This is a genomic window from Intrasporangium sp. DVR, assembly GCF_040365325.1.
GTDB lineage: Bacteria > Actinomycetota > Actinomycetes > Actinomycetales > Dermatophilaceae > Intrasporangium.
In genome coordinates, this window is sequence record NZ_BAABZW010000013.1 from 35,444 (window position 1) to 50,927 (window position 15,484).

The window sequence follows — 15,484 nt, forward strand, 5'->3', positions numbered from 1 at the left end:
TCGAGTCAGAGGTGGCTCTCCCGGAGCGACCGGCCGAGCGTGTGCGCCGCGGTGAGGACGGCGGGGCCGAGCCGGGCCGGGTCGATCGACGTCGTCCGGCCAGTGATGGACAAGGCGGCGGTCACCTTCGAGTCGCTGCCGAAGACCGGGGCCGCGACGCACGAGATGCCCACGTGGGACTCCTCACGGTCCTGGGCGAAGCCCTTGGTGCGCGTCTGGCGCAGGTCGCGATGCAGCGCGCCCGGCGTGGTGATCGTCCGGGCGGTCAGCCTCGGCAGGCCGGCGTCGATGCGCGCCTGGACGACGGCGGCCGGCGAGTAGGCGAGCAGCGCCTTGCCGACCCCGGTGGCGTGCGCGGGGAAGCGCCCGCCGGTGCGCGAGCCGACCGAGAGCAGGTTCGCCCCGACGATCTCGACATAGACGACGTCGACGCCCTCGAGGATGGCGAGGTGGATCCGCTGCCGGGTGGCCTCCCGTAGGTCCTCCATGATGGGGCGAGCCACCTCCGAGAGCGACCGATAGGTCGGAACGCGTTCGCCGATCTCGAAGAGGCGCAGGCCGAGGCGGTAGCTGCCGTCCTCGTTCCGCTCGAGCATCCGCTCGCGGCACATCTCCGACACCATGCGGAACACGGTCGACTTGGGCAGACCGCTGCGGCGGGACAGGACCCCGAGCGAGAGGCTCGCCTCCCCGCCCGCGAAGGCCTCGAGGATCGCGAGCGTCCGGCCGAGCACACCGGCCGGCGCCGGGCCGCCCTCACCCGGGGAGGTGAGGTCAGGCACATCCGGCTGTCCGTGCCGCTGAGTGGAACGCATGCATTGATTCAACCCCTACCGGTAGGCCACTGTCATGGGCATCCCGTCGATGAGAGGCCGGTCGATGACGATCGTTGATCAAGCATGGTGCGCCACGACGCCGCGCAAGCCGCTGGCCGTCCAGGACCAGAGCCTGGGGTCCGGGCTCAAGTCGGTCGGGTCGGCACTGGACGTGCTCGAGTGCTTCGCGGTCGACGGTGAGCTGGGTGTCTCGGACATCGCCCGCCGCCTCGGCGTCGCGAAGTCCACGGCGCACCGGCTGCTCCAGACGCTCGTCTCCCGCGGCTTCGTCGAGCAGGACGCGACGACCGGCGCGTACCGGCTGGGGATACACCTCTACGAGCTCGGCCAGCTGGCCCTGGCCCGCAACGAGCTGCGACACGCGGCGCTTCCGACCCTCCGTCAGGTCGCGCAGGCGACGAACCTCACGGTCAACTTCTCCGTTCCCGAGGGCGCCGACGTCGTCTTCATCGAGCGCATCGAGAACTTCGACGGGGTGCGCATCCTCGGCCACTTCGGCCGGCGCCTCCCGTCGCACTGCACCAGCTCGGGCAAGGTGCTCGCAGCGTTCAACCCCACGGTCTACCGAGCCCGGCTCAACGCCGGCTTCCCGCCGCGGGTGCGGGGCACCGTGCGCACCGCGGACGAGTGGGAGACGGTCGTCGAGCAGGTCCGCACGAAGCGCTATGCGGAGTCGCACGGGGAGTCCTTCGACGGGGCATCGTCCGTGGCGGTCCCCGTGATCAGTCACGGCACGGCCCTCGCCTCCCTCTCGGTCTTCGGGCCGACCGACCAGGTCAAGCCGGCCGTGGGCCAGCTCGTCCCGCTCCTCACCGCGGCGGCGAACCGGATCGCCAGGAGCATCGCGCACTGACCCGAGCGGCACACACGACGTGTCGGTCTGCGTCGAGTGCGCCGTTGGTGCCGTATGCCGCTGGGCTCGCTCCCGTGGGGCACGGGCTCGTTCCCGGGAGCGGAACGACGGACGACGGCAGGCCATGACGGGACCTACCGTGAACCACGAAGCAGCTGGGCGCGGTCCGCGCGCCCGCGACCTCACGAAGGAAGCCCCTGGTGGACAGCAACGCCCGGTCGACGGCAGCCAAGGAGCTGCTCGCCGCCTACAGCTCGCGCGAGCCGATCGAGCCCCTCACGTCGACGTACGACGACCTGACGCTCGAGGACGCCTACGCCATCCAGCTGCTCCAGATCGATGAGCTGACGGCGGGCGGACCGACCATCAAGGGCCACAAGGTGGGCCTCACCTCGGCGGCGATGCAGAAGATGCTCGGCGTGACGGAGCCGGACTACGGGCACCTGCTCGACGACTTCTTCCACCTCGAGCACACACCCATCCCGGTCGACCGCTTCATCCAGCCTCGGGTCGAGCCGGAGATCGCCTTCGTCCTCAAGAAGCCGCTGCGTGGCCCGGGCGTCACCGTCCACGAGGCCATCGCCGCGATCGACTTCGTCCTGCCTGCCCTCGAGCTCGTCGACTCCCGGATCAGGGACTGGAAGATCGGCCTCTTCGACACCATCGCCGACAACGCGTCCTCGGGGGCTGTCGTCCTCGGCTCGACCCCGACCGACGTCACAGCCGTCGACCTGCGCCTCGCGGGCGGCACGTTCCACCGCAACGGGCAGGTCGTCGGCACCGGCGCGGGGGGTGCCGTCCTCGGCTCTCCCCTGAACTCGCTCGTCTGGCTGGCCAACACCGTCGGCGCCCGCGGCATCACCCTCGAGGCCGGCCACGTCGTCCTGCCGGGGTCGATCTGCGCGATGGTCCCCGTCGCTGCGGGCGACACGTTCACCGCGACCTTCGCCGGGCTCGGCTCGGTGACCGCACGCTTCTCGTCCACCTCGTCACCGAAGGAGTAGCCAGATGGCGCTCGAGACCCCCAGGACCAAGGGCACCGCCGCCATCGTCGGTCCCGGCAACATCGGCACCGACCTCATGTTCAAGCTCATGCGTCGCAGCGACGTCATCGAGCCGCGGTACATGATCGGGGTCGACCCCGCCTCCGACGGCCTGCGCCGGGCCGCGTCGCTCGGTCTCGAGGCCTCCCACGAGGGCGTCGACTGGCTCCTCGCCCAGGACGAGCTGCCCGACATCGTCTTCGAGTGCACCTCGGCCAAGGCCCACGAGGCCAACGCGCCCCGCTACGCCGAGGCCGGCATCCTCGCCGTCGATCTCACCCCGGCAGCCGTCGGCCCCTACCTCTGCCCGCCGGTGAACCTCGAGTTCAACCTCGACGCGATGAACGTCAACATGATCACCTGCGGTGGACAGGCCACGACGCCGATCGTGGCCGCGATCTCCAAGGTCGTCCCGGTCCCGTACGCCGAGATCGTCGCCTCGATCTCCTCGAAGTCGGCCGGCCCCGGCACGCGCGCCAACATCGACGAGTTCACGGAAACGACGGCTGCCGCCCTCGAGGCCGTCGGCGGTGCGCAGCGCGGCAAGGCGATCATCATCCTCAACCCCGTGGAGCCCCCGCTGATGATGCGCAACACGGTCTTCTGCGCGATCCCCGAGGAGGCCGCCGAGGCCGGCGCCCTCCAGGACGCGATCCTCGAGTCGATCCACACCATGGTCGCGACGGTCCAGGACTACGTCCCCGGCTACCACCTGCGCGCCGACGTGCAGTTCGACCGGCCGCGCGAGACGTGGCAGAACCAGGCGCGTGTCTTCGTCCCGATCGAGGTCAAGGGCCGCGGCGACTACCTGCCGGACTATGCAGGCAACCTCGACATCATCACCGCGGCGGCCGCCCGGGTCGGCGACATCATGGTCTCCCACCGCCTGGGCGTCGCGTCGACGTGGAAGTCCTCGGCGGACCTCGGCGAGCTGCCCGACACCGCCACCAGCACCGAGAAGGCAGGAGTCTGAGCCATGGGCGACATGACCATCCGTCCCGAGGACGCCCCGGTCGTCACCGAACAGGTGACCGAGTCCGACGTCCTCGCCAACCTCCCCCAGGCCGGTGGCGAGCGCGACCTGCGCATCACCGACTCGACGCTGCGCGACGGCTCGCACGCGATGTCCCACCAGTTCACCGAGGAGCAGGTGCGCGGCGTCGTGCACGCCCTCGACAAGGCCGGCGTCCAGGTCATCGAGGTCTCCCACGGTGACGGCCTCGGCGGCTCGAGCTTCAACTACGGCTTCTCCAAGGTCGACGAGTTCGACCTCATCAAGGCGGCCGTCGACGAGGCGACCCAGGCCAAGATCGCGATCCTCATGCTCCCGGGCCTCGGGACGCTCCACCACCTGAAGAAGGCGCACGAGGTCGGCGCGTCCGTCGCCCGGATCGCGACGCACTGCACCGAGGCCGACGTCTCGATCCAGCACTTCGGCGCCGCCCGCGAGCTCGGCATGGAGACCGTCGGCTTCCTCATGCTGTCCCACAAGGCCTCCCCCGAGAAGCTCGCCGAGCAGGCCCGCATCATGGTCGACGCCGGCGCCCAGTGCGTCTACGTCGTCGACTCCGCCGGTGCCCTCATCCTCGAGACGGCCCAGGAGCGCATCCAGGCCGTGCTCAACGAGATCGGCCGCGGTCCGGACGCAGCCCAGGTCGGCTTCCACGGCCACCAGAACCTCTCGATGGGGATCGCCAACTCCGTGCTCGCCTACCAGGCGGGGGCCAAGCAGATCGACGGCGCCCTGTGCGCCCTCGGCGCGGGTGCCGGCAACAGCCCGACCGAGGTGCTCGCCGCGACGTACGAGCGGATGGGGATCCGCACCGGCATCGACCTCGGGGAGGTCCTGTCGGCCGCCGAGGACGTCGTGCGCCCCTTCATCCCGCGCCTGCCGTGGATGGACCGTGCCTCCATCACCCAGGGCTACGCGGGCGTCTACTCCTCCTTCCTGCTGCACGCCGAGCGGGCGGCCGAGCGCTACAGCGTCCCGGCCCACGCCATCCTCCAGCGTGTCGGCGAGGCCGGCTACGTCGGCGGCCAGGAGGACATGATCATCGACATCGCCCTCCAGCTCGCCGAGGAGCGCGAGCGTGAGGCCAACACCCTCGCGCTGGGCGACCTGGCCGGGATCGGGGTGCGCTGATGGCCGGGTCGACCCCAGGGACCATGCCCGAGGGCGGCTGGGACATCGAGTCCGTCGCCGCCGAGCTGCTCGCCTGCGAGGACGAGCGCCGGGAGCGCGAGCCCTTCACCGACGAGTGGCCCGAGCTCGACCTCGACACCGGCTACGCGATCCAGGACCTCAACCTGCAGAAGCGGCTCGACCGGGGCGAGACGCTCGTCGGCGTCAAGCTGGGCCTCACGAGCCGGGCGAAGCAGCAGCGCATGGGCGTGCACTTCCCCTTCGTCGCCTGGCTGACCGACGCGATGATCCTGCCCATCGGCGATCCGGTCCCCCAGTCGACCCTCATCCACCCCCGGGTCGAGCCGGAGATCGTCTTCGTCATGGGAGACCGCCTCGAGGGCCCCGGCGTCACCGCCGCACAGGCGATGGCCGCCGTCGAGTCCGTGTGGGGCGGGGCTGAGGTCATCGACTCGCGGTACCGCAACTTCCGCTTCAAGGCAGGGGACGTCTCGGCGGACAACGCCTCCTCGGGCGCCTTCGTCACCGGCCCGATCGGCCTCCCGCCGACCGACCTCGACCTCGCCCTCGAGGCCGTGCTCGTCGAGGTCAACGGCGAGATCGTCGACTCGGCGACCGGCGCTGCCGTCCAGGGGCATCCGGGCGAGGCCCTCGCGCTCGCCGCCAACGACCTCGCGCGCCGCGGGCACGCCATCGAGCCGGGCTGGCTGGTGCTCACCGGCGGCATGACCGACGCGGTCTTCGCACCCCCGGGGTCCTCCGTCGCCATGCACTTCACCAACCTCGGCTCCGTCTTCCTCAACGGAGGCGAGTGACCGTGCCGCTCGTCCAGATCACGCTCGTCGAGGGCCGCAGCCCCGAGCAGCTGCGCACCCTGATCTCCGCGGTGACCCGGGCCTGCGTCGAGAGCGTCGACGCTCCCCTCGAGAGCGTGCGCGTCGTCCTCCGAGAGGTGCCCGCGACTCACTTCGCCGCCGGGGACGTCACCATCGCCGAGCGCCAAGCCCAGCGGCATACGGCTCAATCTTCCTGAAACTCAACGTGACCCCAAAGGTGACCACCATGTCCGACTACCCCTTCTTCGGCCACATCATCGACGGCGTCGAGGTCGAGTCCCTCGACGGCAAGCGCTTCGACACGATCAACCCCTGGACCCGGGAGAAGTGGGCCGAGGTCGCCGAGGCCTCCGCCGCCGACGCCGAGCGTGCCATCGCCAGCGCCCGCAAGGCGTTCGACGAGGGCCCGTGGCCGCGGATGGGCCGCAACGAGCGCGCGAAGCTGATCCACCGGCTCGCCGACCTCATGGAGGAGCGCTCCGACGAGCTGGCGCGCCTCGACTCGACCGACATGGCCAAGCCGTTCGCCCAGGCCAAGCACGACGTCGCGCGCTCCGTGTGGAACTTCCGGTTCTTCGCCGACCACCAGCGGGACCACACGGGCGAGGTCATGCCGATGGACAGCGGCCATCACACCTACGTCGAGTACGGGCCGGCCGGCGTGGTCGCCGCTATCTCGCCGTGGAACTTCCCGCTGATGATGGCGACGTGGAAGATCGCCCCCGCCATCGCCTGGGGCAACACGTGCATCATCAAGCCCGCGGAGGACACCCCCGCATCGGTCGTCCTGCTCGGCCGCCTCGCCATCGAGGCCGGTTTCCCGCCCGGCGTGCTCAACGTCCTCAACGGCTACGGCGTGCCGGCTGGGTCCTCCCTGACGGGCGACCCGCGGGTCGATCGCGTCACCTTCACCGGTGAGTCCGGCACCGGCCGGATCATCATGTCCGCCGCCGCCCAGAACCTCACCCCGGTCAGCCTCGAGCTCGGCGGCAAGGGCGCCAACATCGTCTTCGAGGACGCCGACATCGACAACGCCGTCTACTGGGCCGTCGAGGCGATCTTCCGCAACGCCGGCCAGGTCTGCCTCGCCGGATCGCGGCTCTTCGTCCAGTCGAGCATCTACGAGGAGTTCCTCGCCCGCTTCAAGGACGCGGCCGAGAAGCTCGTCATCGGCGAGCCCTTCGACCCGAAGACCCAGTTCTCGTGCCTCGCCTCCGAGGAGCACTTCCGCAAGGTCAAGTCCTACGTCGACACGGTCGAGGACGAGGGCGGCAAGATCCTCACCGGCGGCCTCGCCGACGACGGCGCGTGGCTCGTGCGCCCGACGATCATCACCGACCTGCCGCTCACGGCGTCCCAGTACTGTCAGGAGATCTTCGGCCCGGTCGTCGTCGTCAACACGTTCGAGACCGAGGCGGAGGTCGTCCACCTGGCCAACGACACGGCGTACGGCCTCAACGCGATGCTCTTCACCGAGAACCTCTCGCGCGCCCACCGGGTCGCCTCGAACCTCAAGGCCGGCACGGTCTGGGTCAACTGCTTCTTCATCCGGGACCTGCGCACCCCGTTCGGCGGCGTGGGCGACTCGGGTGTCGGCCGCGAGGGCGGCAACTTCAGCCGGGAGTTCTTCACCGAGCCGAAGGCCGTCGTCATGCAGATCGACCGCGTCGGCGCGACGGGATGAGTGCCCAACAGCCCTCCCTCGGAGGCGGGTTCGTCGACGTCGGCGGCGTCAAGACCTGGGTCCACGACGTCGGGTCGGGGCCCGCGGTGCTCCTCCTGCACGGGTCCGGACCGGGCGTCAGCGCCGCCGCCAACTGGCGCCTGACCATCCCCGCGCTCGTCGCGGCCGGCCACCGGGTCATCGCGCCCGACCAGCTCGGCTTCGGCCAGACGGTCCCGCCCGAGGGGCACGAGTACTCCGTCGACTCCTGGCTGGCCCACGCCGTGGAGCTGCTCGACGCGCTCGGGGTGGAGCGAGCCAGCGTCGTCGGCAACTCCTTCGGCGGTGCGATGGCGCTGCGTCTGGCCAGCGGGCACCCCGACCGGGTCGACCGGCTCGTGCTCATGGGCTCCGTCGGCGTGCCCTTCCCGATCACCGAGGGCCTCGATGCCGTGTGGGGCTACCAGCCCTCCGTGGAGAGCATGCGCGCCCTGCTCGACCTCTTCGCCTACGACACGTCGCGGATGACCGACGACCTCGCCCGAGACAGGTACGAGGCGTCCATCGCCGATGGCGCCGACGAGCGGTTCGCCGCGATGTTCCCGGCGCCGAGACAGCGCTGGGTGGACTCCATGGTCCTGCCGGTGGAGGAGATCCGAGCCATCACCGCGCCGACGCTGCTCTTCCACGGCCGGGACGACCAGGTCATCCCCCTCACGACGTCGCTCAACCTGCTGCACCTCATCGGTCGCGCCCAGCTGCACGTCTTCGGCCAGTGCGGCCACTGGACGCAGATCGAGTACGCGAGCGACTTCAACCGGCTGCTCGCCGACTTCCTCGCCTGACGAGCAGGGTCGTCGTGGAACGGTGCCCACGTCCCACGTGGCCGAGCCCCACGACGCCGTATGCCGCTGGGCCGGCTCGCGCGGTGACGCCGGTTCACAGCACCGTGGGCTCTCGAGAAACCTGACGCCCCGGGGTGTAGAAGTGCGCAGTTCTCGTTGCCGACCATGCTTGCCGTAGCAGTGCGCCCTGCAGCCTGTGCCTCTGAGGCAAGCCCGCTCGGATCCCACGAGTGCGCACTTGTCGCGCCCGGGGCTTCGCTCGCCAACGGCCCCGGCGGCCCCGGCGGGCGGGGATCGGCACCGGGCCCAGCACCGGGCAGGGATCGGCACCGGGCCCAGCACCGGGCAGGGATCGGCACCGGGCCCAGCACGGGACACCGCACCGGCCAGGGATCGGCACCGGGCACAGCACGGGACACCGCACCGGGCATCGCACCGGGCATCGCACAGGACGCACGCAGAAGGGCCGGCACCGTGGGTGCCGGCCCTTCCCTACTTCGTGGCGCGCTGGTCCGTGGACCCGCGGCTCAGCTCAGCGAGTGCTCAGACGAGACGAACGCGCATCGCCTGCGGGCCCTTGGGGCCCTGCTCGACGTCGAACTCGACGGTCTGGTTCTCCTCGAGGCTGCGGTAGCCGTTGGTCTGGATCTCCGAGTAGTGGACGAAGACGTCCGGGCCCTCGGTCGGGGAGATGAAGCCGAAGCCCTTCTCCGCGTTGAACCACTTGACGGTTCCTTGTGCCATGTCGTGCTCCTTTGTTACAGGTGACGGACTCACGTGGTGTGACGGTCCGGGTCGGCAAGGACGCGACCAGATCCTGAGAAGGGAGCAGGTTGCGCTCGCAATGTCTTCTGCGAGCGTGCAACACACAAACAGCAAACGTTGACCACCGCCAACAGTAGCCCCTGCACGGCAGATCACCCAATCGCGCGGCTTGCCAGGGACGCACAGCGCGCCCCCCTCGACACCTGGGAGGGCGCGCTGCGCGGGCTCGGACGCCGGGTCAGTGCTGCATGCCCGGCATGATCGTGCCCTGCGGCATGACGTGGCTCGGGTCCCAGCCGAGGACGGTCGGGTCGAGCATGCCGAAGATCATGGCGACGTGCGCGATGACGAGGAAGGCACCGACGAAGATGACGTGCCACTTCCGGGCCTCGCGAGCGTCGCCGCCCACGATCCCCAGCTCGACGAGCGTGATGCCGACGAGGGGGACGGCTCCGGCGAGGTAGGACAGGACGGCGATGACGTCGGCGGTGCCGCGCCAGCCGCCGGACGTCGTCAGCGGGATGGCGGCGTACCGGAGCAGGTGGACGAGGATCCCGAGCATGAGCGGACCGGCGATGAGACCGGCGATGCGGCTCAGGCCGGCCACCCACGCCGGTGCGTCCTTGCGGAAGAGCAGGACCAGCTCGGTGATGGCCAGCGTCTCGGCGAGGATCACGGGAATCGCCATGAACAGCAGGAGGTTCCACGGCTGGTTGATGGCGAGCAGCCCCATGTAGTGGGTCATCGACATCCCGGACATGTCGCCACCGACCGTCCGGTCCGGAAGGAGCAGGCCCACGACGACGGCGACGACGGCAGCCACGGCCACCAGTGCGCTGAGCCCCGGCCTAGGGACGACGGGCGCGGGTGCGGGTGCGGGCTTGGCCGGTGGACGGCTCCGGGTGGTGGTGTTCGACGCGGACATGCGCTTCCCCTTGAAGATGGGTCGGATGACGGTGCAGACCGGCCTGCCGGCGGAAGCTCCGGGCTCAGGGCTCTGCAGCGCTCACGCTCCCGCGACGGGGTCAAGGTCCACTGGAGAAACGATGAAGATCCGATGATGGGGCCGGCGGTTGTGGAGGGCGGGGCCACTCGACGGGGAGGCTCAGCCGGCAGCCGCCGGCGGGCGCGCCGCCCGGGTTGCCAGGGCGGCGAGCGCCGCCAACGCGCCGGTGAAGCACTCCTGCGGCGGGTTGACGAGCCCGGCGCCGACCTGGCCGACGCCAGCTGCCCGGCCGGCCATGCCGGTGTTGATCTGTGGGAGGACGGCGGTCCGCGCCACGGCCGCCACGTCGATCCCCGTCGGCGTCCCGCGGAACTCGAGGATCGGCACCTGGTAGCTCGGGTGCTCCCCCACGGTGATCTCATACATGGTCTGGGTCGCCCGCAACGCGAACGGCACGTCGCCTCCGACGAACCGGACGATCGCGGGGGCCGCCGCCATGGCGAAGCCGCCGATGCCCGCGGTCTCGGTGATCGCCGAGTCCCCGATGTCGGGGTTCGCGTCGTCGGGCCCGTAGGAGCCGAGGAAGAGCCCTTGGGGCGTCTGGGCGGGCCCGGTGAACCACTCGTCGCCGGTGCCGGACACCCGGATCCCGAAGTCGGTCCCGTTGCGGGCCATGGTCGTCACGACCGATGACCCCGGAATCCCATGAGCCGCAAGGGTGGCCAGCTTGCAGGCGGGCATGCCGAGATTGAGGAAGAAGTGCTCGTTCGCTCCGGAGAACCGCACGGCCTCAGCGACAGCCGTCGAGGACGCGTCTGCCGTGATCATCGTCGGCAGCAGCTCGCGCAGGAGCATGAGCGACCCGGCGCGGTTGCGGTTGTGACCCTCGTCGCCCATCTGGAGCATCTGGGCGATGATCGCCTTGACGTCGATCGGGCCGGTGCCGTCCACCCGCGCCCGAACCGCCTGTTGCAGCAGGGGGCCCAGCACGGAGTTCATCCAGTGCAACCGGTCGATGACCTCGGGTCCGTAGGCGCCGTAGCGCAGCACCTTGCCCAGCCCCTCGTTGAGCGAGCACCAGGAGCTGTTGTCGTGGACGTCGTCGTGCAGCTCGTAGAGCCACATCGACGGGCTGATCACCCCGGCCATCGGGCCGACGGCATCGCGGTGGTGGCACGGCTCGAGGATGATGCCGTCACCCTTCTCCAGCCTGGCCTCGGCCTCGTCGGGGGTGTCGGCCAGACCTTCGAAGAGCATCGCGCCGATGAGCGCGCCCTTGAGCGGACCGCTCGCCCGGTCGAACGTGATGGGCGGCCCAGCGTGGAGGAACGTGCCCTTCTCGAGGCCGAGCGCCCCGTGCGCAGGGCGGACGTCGACGAGGTCGGCCCCGGCCGCAACCATCCGTTCGAAGGCCAACCGGTTGGCTTCGTGTCGCCGCGAGTCCGCGAGGACGACGGCGAGGTCGCGCCCCGTCCCCGCGAGCGGTGGCTGCCACGCGGTCTCACTGACCGGGACTGCCTGGGCCCGAACGGACTCCGCGAAGAGGGACACGCCAGCGGTCGCGACCGACAGGTCCGCCGTGAGCAGCCCGTGCAGCGCGTCAGCGGGCTCCGCGCCCTGGCGCGAGGCGCCGGTGCCGTATGCCGCTGGGCTCGCTCCGGACACCGGCTCGGCCGGTGCCCGGCCGAGGAGGCGAACGGCCTGCCGGGTCGCCGCTGCGTTGGAGAGGAAGACCGAGGCGCCGGCGTCGCGCAGCAGCGAGGCGCTGCGGCTCAGCCCCTGCGGGTCGTCCTCGGTGCCGGTGAGGGAGACGACGACGGGCAGGGTCCGCCCGTCTGCCTCCGCCGTGGCCCGTGCAGCCCGGACCGCGTCCGCGAGCCCGGGAGCCGGGTCGGGGTGCGCCGCGTGGCCGAGGACGAGGTCGAGCAGGAGCACGCCGCACGTCGGGTCGGTCGCCTCGGCGGCGATGCGCTCGAGCCGAAGGGATGGGTCGATCATCGGGTGGGCGCGCCCCTGGGTCATCGTGTCGTCGCCGAAGTCGATGACGAGGTGACCCGGGTCCGTCAGGTCCGGACCGAGCGCCAGGTCCGGCCGGAGCGGGGTGTTGGACCGGATGTCACCCAGGGCCTGCCCCGCGACGAGCATCGCCTCGTCCGCGAGGGTCCCGCCGCAGAAGAGCCCGCGCAGCGACGCACCCGTCGCCGGTGCCTGGTCGACCTCCCACCGGGGCCACTCGACGACACGGCCCTGCGAGGTGAGGACCGCTTCGACGGCGGCGGTGAGGTCGGGTCTCCCCGCCCCGAGCGTCGCCCAGTGGACCGGCTTGGCGAGCCCAGCGGCATACGACTCGATGTCGGAGAGCACCTCAGCGGCAGGGGGTTTGGACACGACGACGATGGTCTCGGTGGCCGGGTCGTCGGCGAGCGCAGCGAGCGCCTGCCTGGTGGAGCGGCCACCGACGACCGCGGACAGGTCGCGTCCGCCAACGCCGAGGACGTGGCTGACGCCCACGCCGGCGGCCTCGAGCAGGCACATGACCTGCTGGGCACCGGTGCCCGACGCGGCGACGACGCCGACAGAGCCGGTGCGGACGACGTTGGCGAAGCCGAGCGCGACCCCGCCGACCACCGCTGTGCCGCAGTCGGGGCCCATGACGAGGACCCCGGCGCGGGCCGCGAGGTCCTTGAGCCGCACCTCGTCCTCGACCGGCACGTTGTCGGAGAAGACCATGACGCTCACGCCTGCGTCGACGGCGTCGAGGGCCTCCGTCGTCGCGTGCTGACCCGGCACCGACACGAGCGCGAGGTTGGCCTCGGCGCGGCGGATGGTCGCGCCGAGGGTGCGCGGAGCCGGAGCCTCGCCGAAGCCGCCCGCCTGGGTCGCGACCGAGCGCAGGGCCGCGAGCGCCTCGTCGAGAGCGGCCCGTCCCGCGGCGATCCCCGCGTCATCGCCGCGGATCGCGACGACCAGGTCGTTGGGCCCGGCGGCAGGCACGTCGAAACCCATCCCCCGGAGCACGCCGAGGTTGAGCTCGGTCGCCATCGCCACCTGGGCCGCGTCGACACCGGGCGCAGCCGCGACGGTCTGCGACACCTGCATCAGGCTGACCGAGTCGTAGTAGGCACCGGTGCGGATCTCGACCTGGTCAGCCATGAACGGCCCCTTCCGGGATGGTGCGGGTGGGCAGGTGGGCGGCGAGGGCGCGACGAGCACCCGCGAGGCCGGACACGAGGTCGCGGCCCGACGAGTGACCGATGGCGAGGACGCGCTCGAGGGCACGGGCGACCCGCTGGCCGGAGGTGGGCGTGAGCCGGGACGGGGCGAGCAGGTCGACCAGGGCGACGACCTCGGGCGCGGCGTAGCCCTGCGCGGCGGCCCGCAGCAGGGCCGCCGAGATCGACGTCGTGGTGTGCGACACGGCCCGGACCTGGTCGTCGACGGCGCGGACGGCACCGAGCTCGCCCCCGGACCGCAGGGCGAGCAGGACGCCGGCAACGGCGTCGTCGCCGCTCGGGGTCAGGCCCCGCCCGGACCCGACGAGGGACCGGACGAGGGACCGGACGAGGTGGGCAACGGGCTGGTCCGCGAGGGCTGCTGCGGCCAGGTCGTGGGCGAGCCCCGTGAGCACGCCCCCGCCCCCGCCCCCGTCGAGTGGCCCCGTCGTCCCCAGCCCCCCCAACTCGAGTGGCCCGGTCGTCCCCAGCCCCCCCAACTCGAGTGGCCCCGGGCTCCACAGGCGGGGTGGGGACGACGGGGCCACTCGAGGGAGGTGCTGCACCCGGGCTGCGACGACATCAGCCCGGGGCAGCCGCACCCGGCCCCCACCCACCACGACGACGTCTCCGGCGCCGACCTGCCACTGCACCCGACCGGACCGCGCCGCGAGACGAAGGCCGATCGGCTGGAGCACGGCGTCCCTGGTCAGCACCGCGAGCACGGCGTCGTGTGCGCCCAGGTGGAGGTAGAGACATGTCGGGAAGACCCCGAGAACGCGCGCCTCACGAGGCGCAGTCTTCACGGCAGCGAGAACGAGCGGTGACACAGCCGCGGGCCACGAGGTGCGTGCGGCAGCGGTCAGCACCGGGCGCCCCTCCTCCCGTTCCGGTCTCGTGAATGACCGACGCTACCGAGGGAGGCTAGGGTGCGCTCATGGTGAATGTTGCCAACGATCCGGCCTCCATCGATGGTGAGTTGACAGCGGATTCGGCCACTGTCCTCGCCTCGGTCCGGGACCAGCTCGAGCGCCAGACAGCCGCGCTGCGCCGCCTCGAGGACGCCGACCGCGCCCTCGTGCAGATCGTCCTCGCCGGGGGCACCCTCGACGAGCTGTGCGAGCGGGTCGTCACCTTCCTCGACCCGACGGACGCGGCCGCCATGGTGACGACGACCGACGGACGGGTCATCGCCCGCGCGGGGTCCGATCAGGAGCTCGCCCGCGCGGCGACGCTGCCCTGCTTCGACCGCTCCGGGAGGTTTCTCGTCGAGGCGGAGCCGATGGGACCCCGGCAGCCCGGGACGGACGCAGACCGCGCGGCCGTGCGGATCATCGCCGGCCAGCTCGACCACGGGGTCATCGTCGCCTTCTCGAGCCGGCGCGACCTCACCGAGGACGACGTGCGCCTCCTCGAGCGAGCCGCCACCGTGGCGGCGCTCGCCATCACCAAGGACCAGGCCGTCGCCGCGGTCGAGAGCAAGTACCGCGCCGAGTTCCTCCGCGATGCCCTGTCCGGCCGGGCGGGGACGCCGCTCGACGCGATCGCCCACGCGTCCTCCCTCGGCTGGGACATCGACCGGCCGCTCGTCGTCGTCGTGGCGGAGACCGACGAGGACGACGACCAGACCGAACGCGACCGGGACGAGATCCGCTTCCTCCAGCAGCGGTTCGCCCGTGCCTGGACCCATGCGGTCGGTGTCCGCGACCCGAGCACGCCGGTCGTCGGCTTCAGCCGGGAGGTGGTGGCGCTCGTCGCGGTGCCGGAGGAGGCGGACACGGAGCGGGTCATGCGCGGCGTCGGAGACCTGGTCCGGGTCGTCCGCGGCGACGGCGGGGGAGGTCGGCGCAGCTTCTCGACCGGTGTCTCACGGACGGTCACCTCCCCGGCCCAGCTTCCCCAGGCCTACGACGAGGCCCTGTCGGCCGTCACCGTCGGTCGGCAGATGCAGGGTGACGGCGCCGTCGCCCACGTGGACGGCCTCGGCATCTACCGCCTCCTCGCGCTCATCCCCGACGGGGCCGACCTGCGCCGCTTCGTCCACGAGTCCCTGCGCGAGCTGGCCACCGACGACCAGCCGGAGTACGCCGACCTGCGCCGGACCCTCAGCATCCTCATCGACACCAACATGAACGTCGCGGAGACGGCCCGACTGCTCTTCTTCCACTACAACACGTTGCGCTACCGGATCGGCAAGCTGGAGAAGATGCTCGGCCCCTTCACCTCGGACCCCGAGCTGCGCCTCACCCTCGCCCTGGCCCTCAAGGTCCACCAGATGCGCGGCCTCTGAGCGCTGGGGCCGGACGTGCGTCGGGGAGCGAGCTCAGCGGCATACGGCACCC

At 71.5% G+C, this 15,484-nt stretch carries 14 protein-coding genes; 9 read left to right on the forward strand and 5 right to left on the reverse strand.

Going from position 1 to position 15,484, the window contains the following annotated elements; genetic code table 11:
- Positions 1–5 precede the first annotated feature (5 nt).
- The gene (locus ABWV20_RS09845; RefSeq protein ID WP_353354932.1) at positions 6–815 is read right to left on the reverse strand and encodes an IclR family transcriptional regulator; all 810 of its coding nucleotides are present in this window, start codon (positions 813–815) and stop codon (positions 6–8) included.
- Positions 816–879: 64 nt separating this feature from the next.
- On the opposite strand from ABWV20_RS09845, the gene ABWV20_RS09850 reads away from it, so the two are divergent.
- The 8 genes from ABWV20_RS09850 to ABWV20_RS09885 all read left to right on the forward strand — a co-directional run bounded on the left by ABWV20_RS09850 (position 880) and on the right by ABWV20_RS09885 (position 8,219).
- Positions 880–1,689 carry an IclR family transcriptional regulator gene (locus ABWV20_RS09850; RefSeq protein ID WP_353354933.1) on the forward strand — a complete coding sequence of 270 codons (810 nt, stop codon included), beginning with the start codon at positions 880–882 and terminating at the stop codon, positions 1,687–1,689.
- A 200-nt stretch (positions 1,690–1,889) separates the two neighbouring features.
- Positions 1,890–2,693, forward strand: coding sequence for a 2-keto-4-pentenoate hydratase (locus ABWV20_RS09855; RefSeq protein WP_353354935.1), 804 nt, complete (start codon positions 1,890–1,892; stop codon positions 2,691–2,693).
- 4 nt (positions 2,694–2,697) lie between these two features.
- Entirely contained in the window at positions 2,698–3,705 is a 1,008-nt protein-coding gene (locus ABWV20_RS09860; RefSeq protein ID WP_353354936.1) for an acetaldehyde dehydrogenase (acetylating), read from the forward strand.
- Positions 3,706–3,708: 3 nt separating this feature from the next.
- Positions 3,709–4,875 carry a 4-hydroxy-2-oxovalerate aldolase gene (gene dmpG, locus ABWV20_RS09865; protein ID WP_353354937.1) on the forward strand — a complete coding sequence of 389 codons (1,167 nt, stop codon included), beginning with the start codon at positions 3,709–3,711 and terminating at the stop codon, positions 4,873–4,875.
- Positions 4,875–5,690 carry a 2-keto-4-pentenoate hydratase gene (locus tag ABWV20_RS09870; RefSeq protein WP_353354938.1) on the forward strand — a complete coding sequence of 272 codons (816 nt, stop codon included), beginning with the start codon at positions 4,875–4,877 and terminating at the stop codon, positions 5,688–5,690. Before dmpG ends, ABWV20_RS09870 begins: the two co-directional genes overlap by 1 nt.
- Positions 5,687–5,908, forward strand: a complete 222-nt coding sequence (locus ABWV20_RS09875; RefSeq protein WP_353354940.1) for a tautomerase family protein — start codon at positions 5,687–5,689, stop codon at positions 5,906–5,908. The genes ABWV20_RS09870 and ABWV20_RS09875 overlap by 4 nt, the downstream gene beginning before the upstream one ends.
- A 29-nt stretch (positions 5,909–5,937) precedes the next feature.
- Positions 5,938–7,395, forward strand: a complete 1,458-nt coding sequence (locus tag ABWV20_RS09880) for an aldehyde dehydrogenase (protein ID WP_353354941.1) — start codon at positions 5,938–5,940, stop codon at positions 7,393–7,395.
- Entirely contained in the window at positions 7,392–8,219 is an 828-nt protein-coding gene (locus tag ABWV20_RS09885; RefSeq protein ID WP_353354942.1) for an alpha/beta fold hydrolase, read from the forward strand. Before ABWV20_RS09880 ends, ABWV20_RS09885 begins: the two co-directional genes overlap by 4 nt.
- Positions 8,220–8,762: 543 nt before the next feature.
- Here the strand turns inward: ABWV20_RS09885 and ABWV20_RS09890 are convergent.
- From ABWV20_RS09890 to ABWV20_RS09905, 4 genes are all read right to left on the reverse strand, one after another.
- Entirely contained in the window at positions 8,763–8,963 is a 201-nt protein-coding gene (locus tag ABWV20_RS09890; RefSeq protein WP_353354944.1) for a cold-shock protein, read from the reverse strand.
- Positions 8,964–9,222: 259 nt separating this feature from the next.
- Positions 9,223–9,909, reverse strand: coding sequence for a DUF6803 family protein (locus ABWV20_RS09895; RefSeq protein ID WP_353354946.1), 687 nt, complete (start codon positions 9,907–9,909; stop codon positions 9,223–9,225).
- Positions 9,910–10,089: 180 nt separating this feature from the next.
- Positions 10,090–13,083 carry a bifunctional FdrA/YlbE family protein gene (locus tag ABWV20_RS09900; RefSeq protein ID WP_353354947.1) on the reverse strand — a complete coding sequence of 998 codons (2,994 nt, stop codon included), beginning with the start codon at positions 13,081–13,083 and terminating at the stop codon, positions 10,090–10,092.
- Positions 13,076–13,948 carry an oxamate carbamoyltransferase subunit AllH family protein gene (locus ABWV20_RS09905; protein ID WP_353354948.1) on the reverse strand — a complete coding sequence of 291 codons (873 nt, stop codon included), beginning with the start codon at positions 13,946–13,948 and terminating at the stop codon, positions 13,076–13,078. The genes ABWV20_RS09900 and ABWV20_RS09905 overlap by 8 nt, the downstream gene beginning before the upstream one ends.
- Before the next feature lie 131 nt (positions 13,949–14,079).
- Between ABWV20_RS09905 and ABWV20_RS09910 the strand changes: the two genes are divergently transcribed.
- A complete protein-coding gene (locus ABWV20_RS09910; RefSeq protein WP_353354950.1) occupies positions 14,080–15,432 on the forward strand; it encodes a helix-turn-helix domain-containing protein in 1,353 nt (450 codons plus the stop codon).
- Positions 15,433–15,484 lie beyond the last annotated feature (52 nt).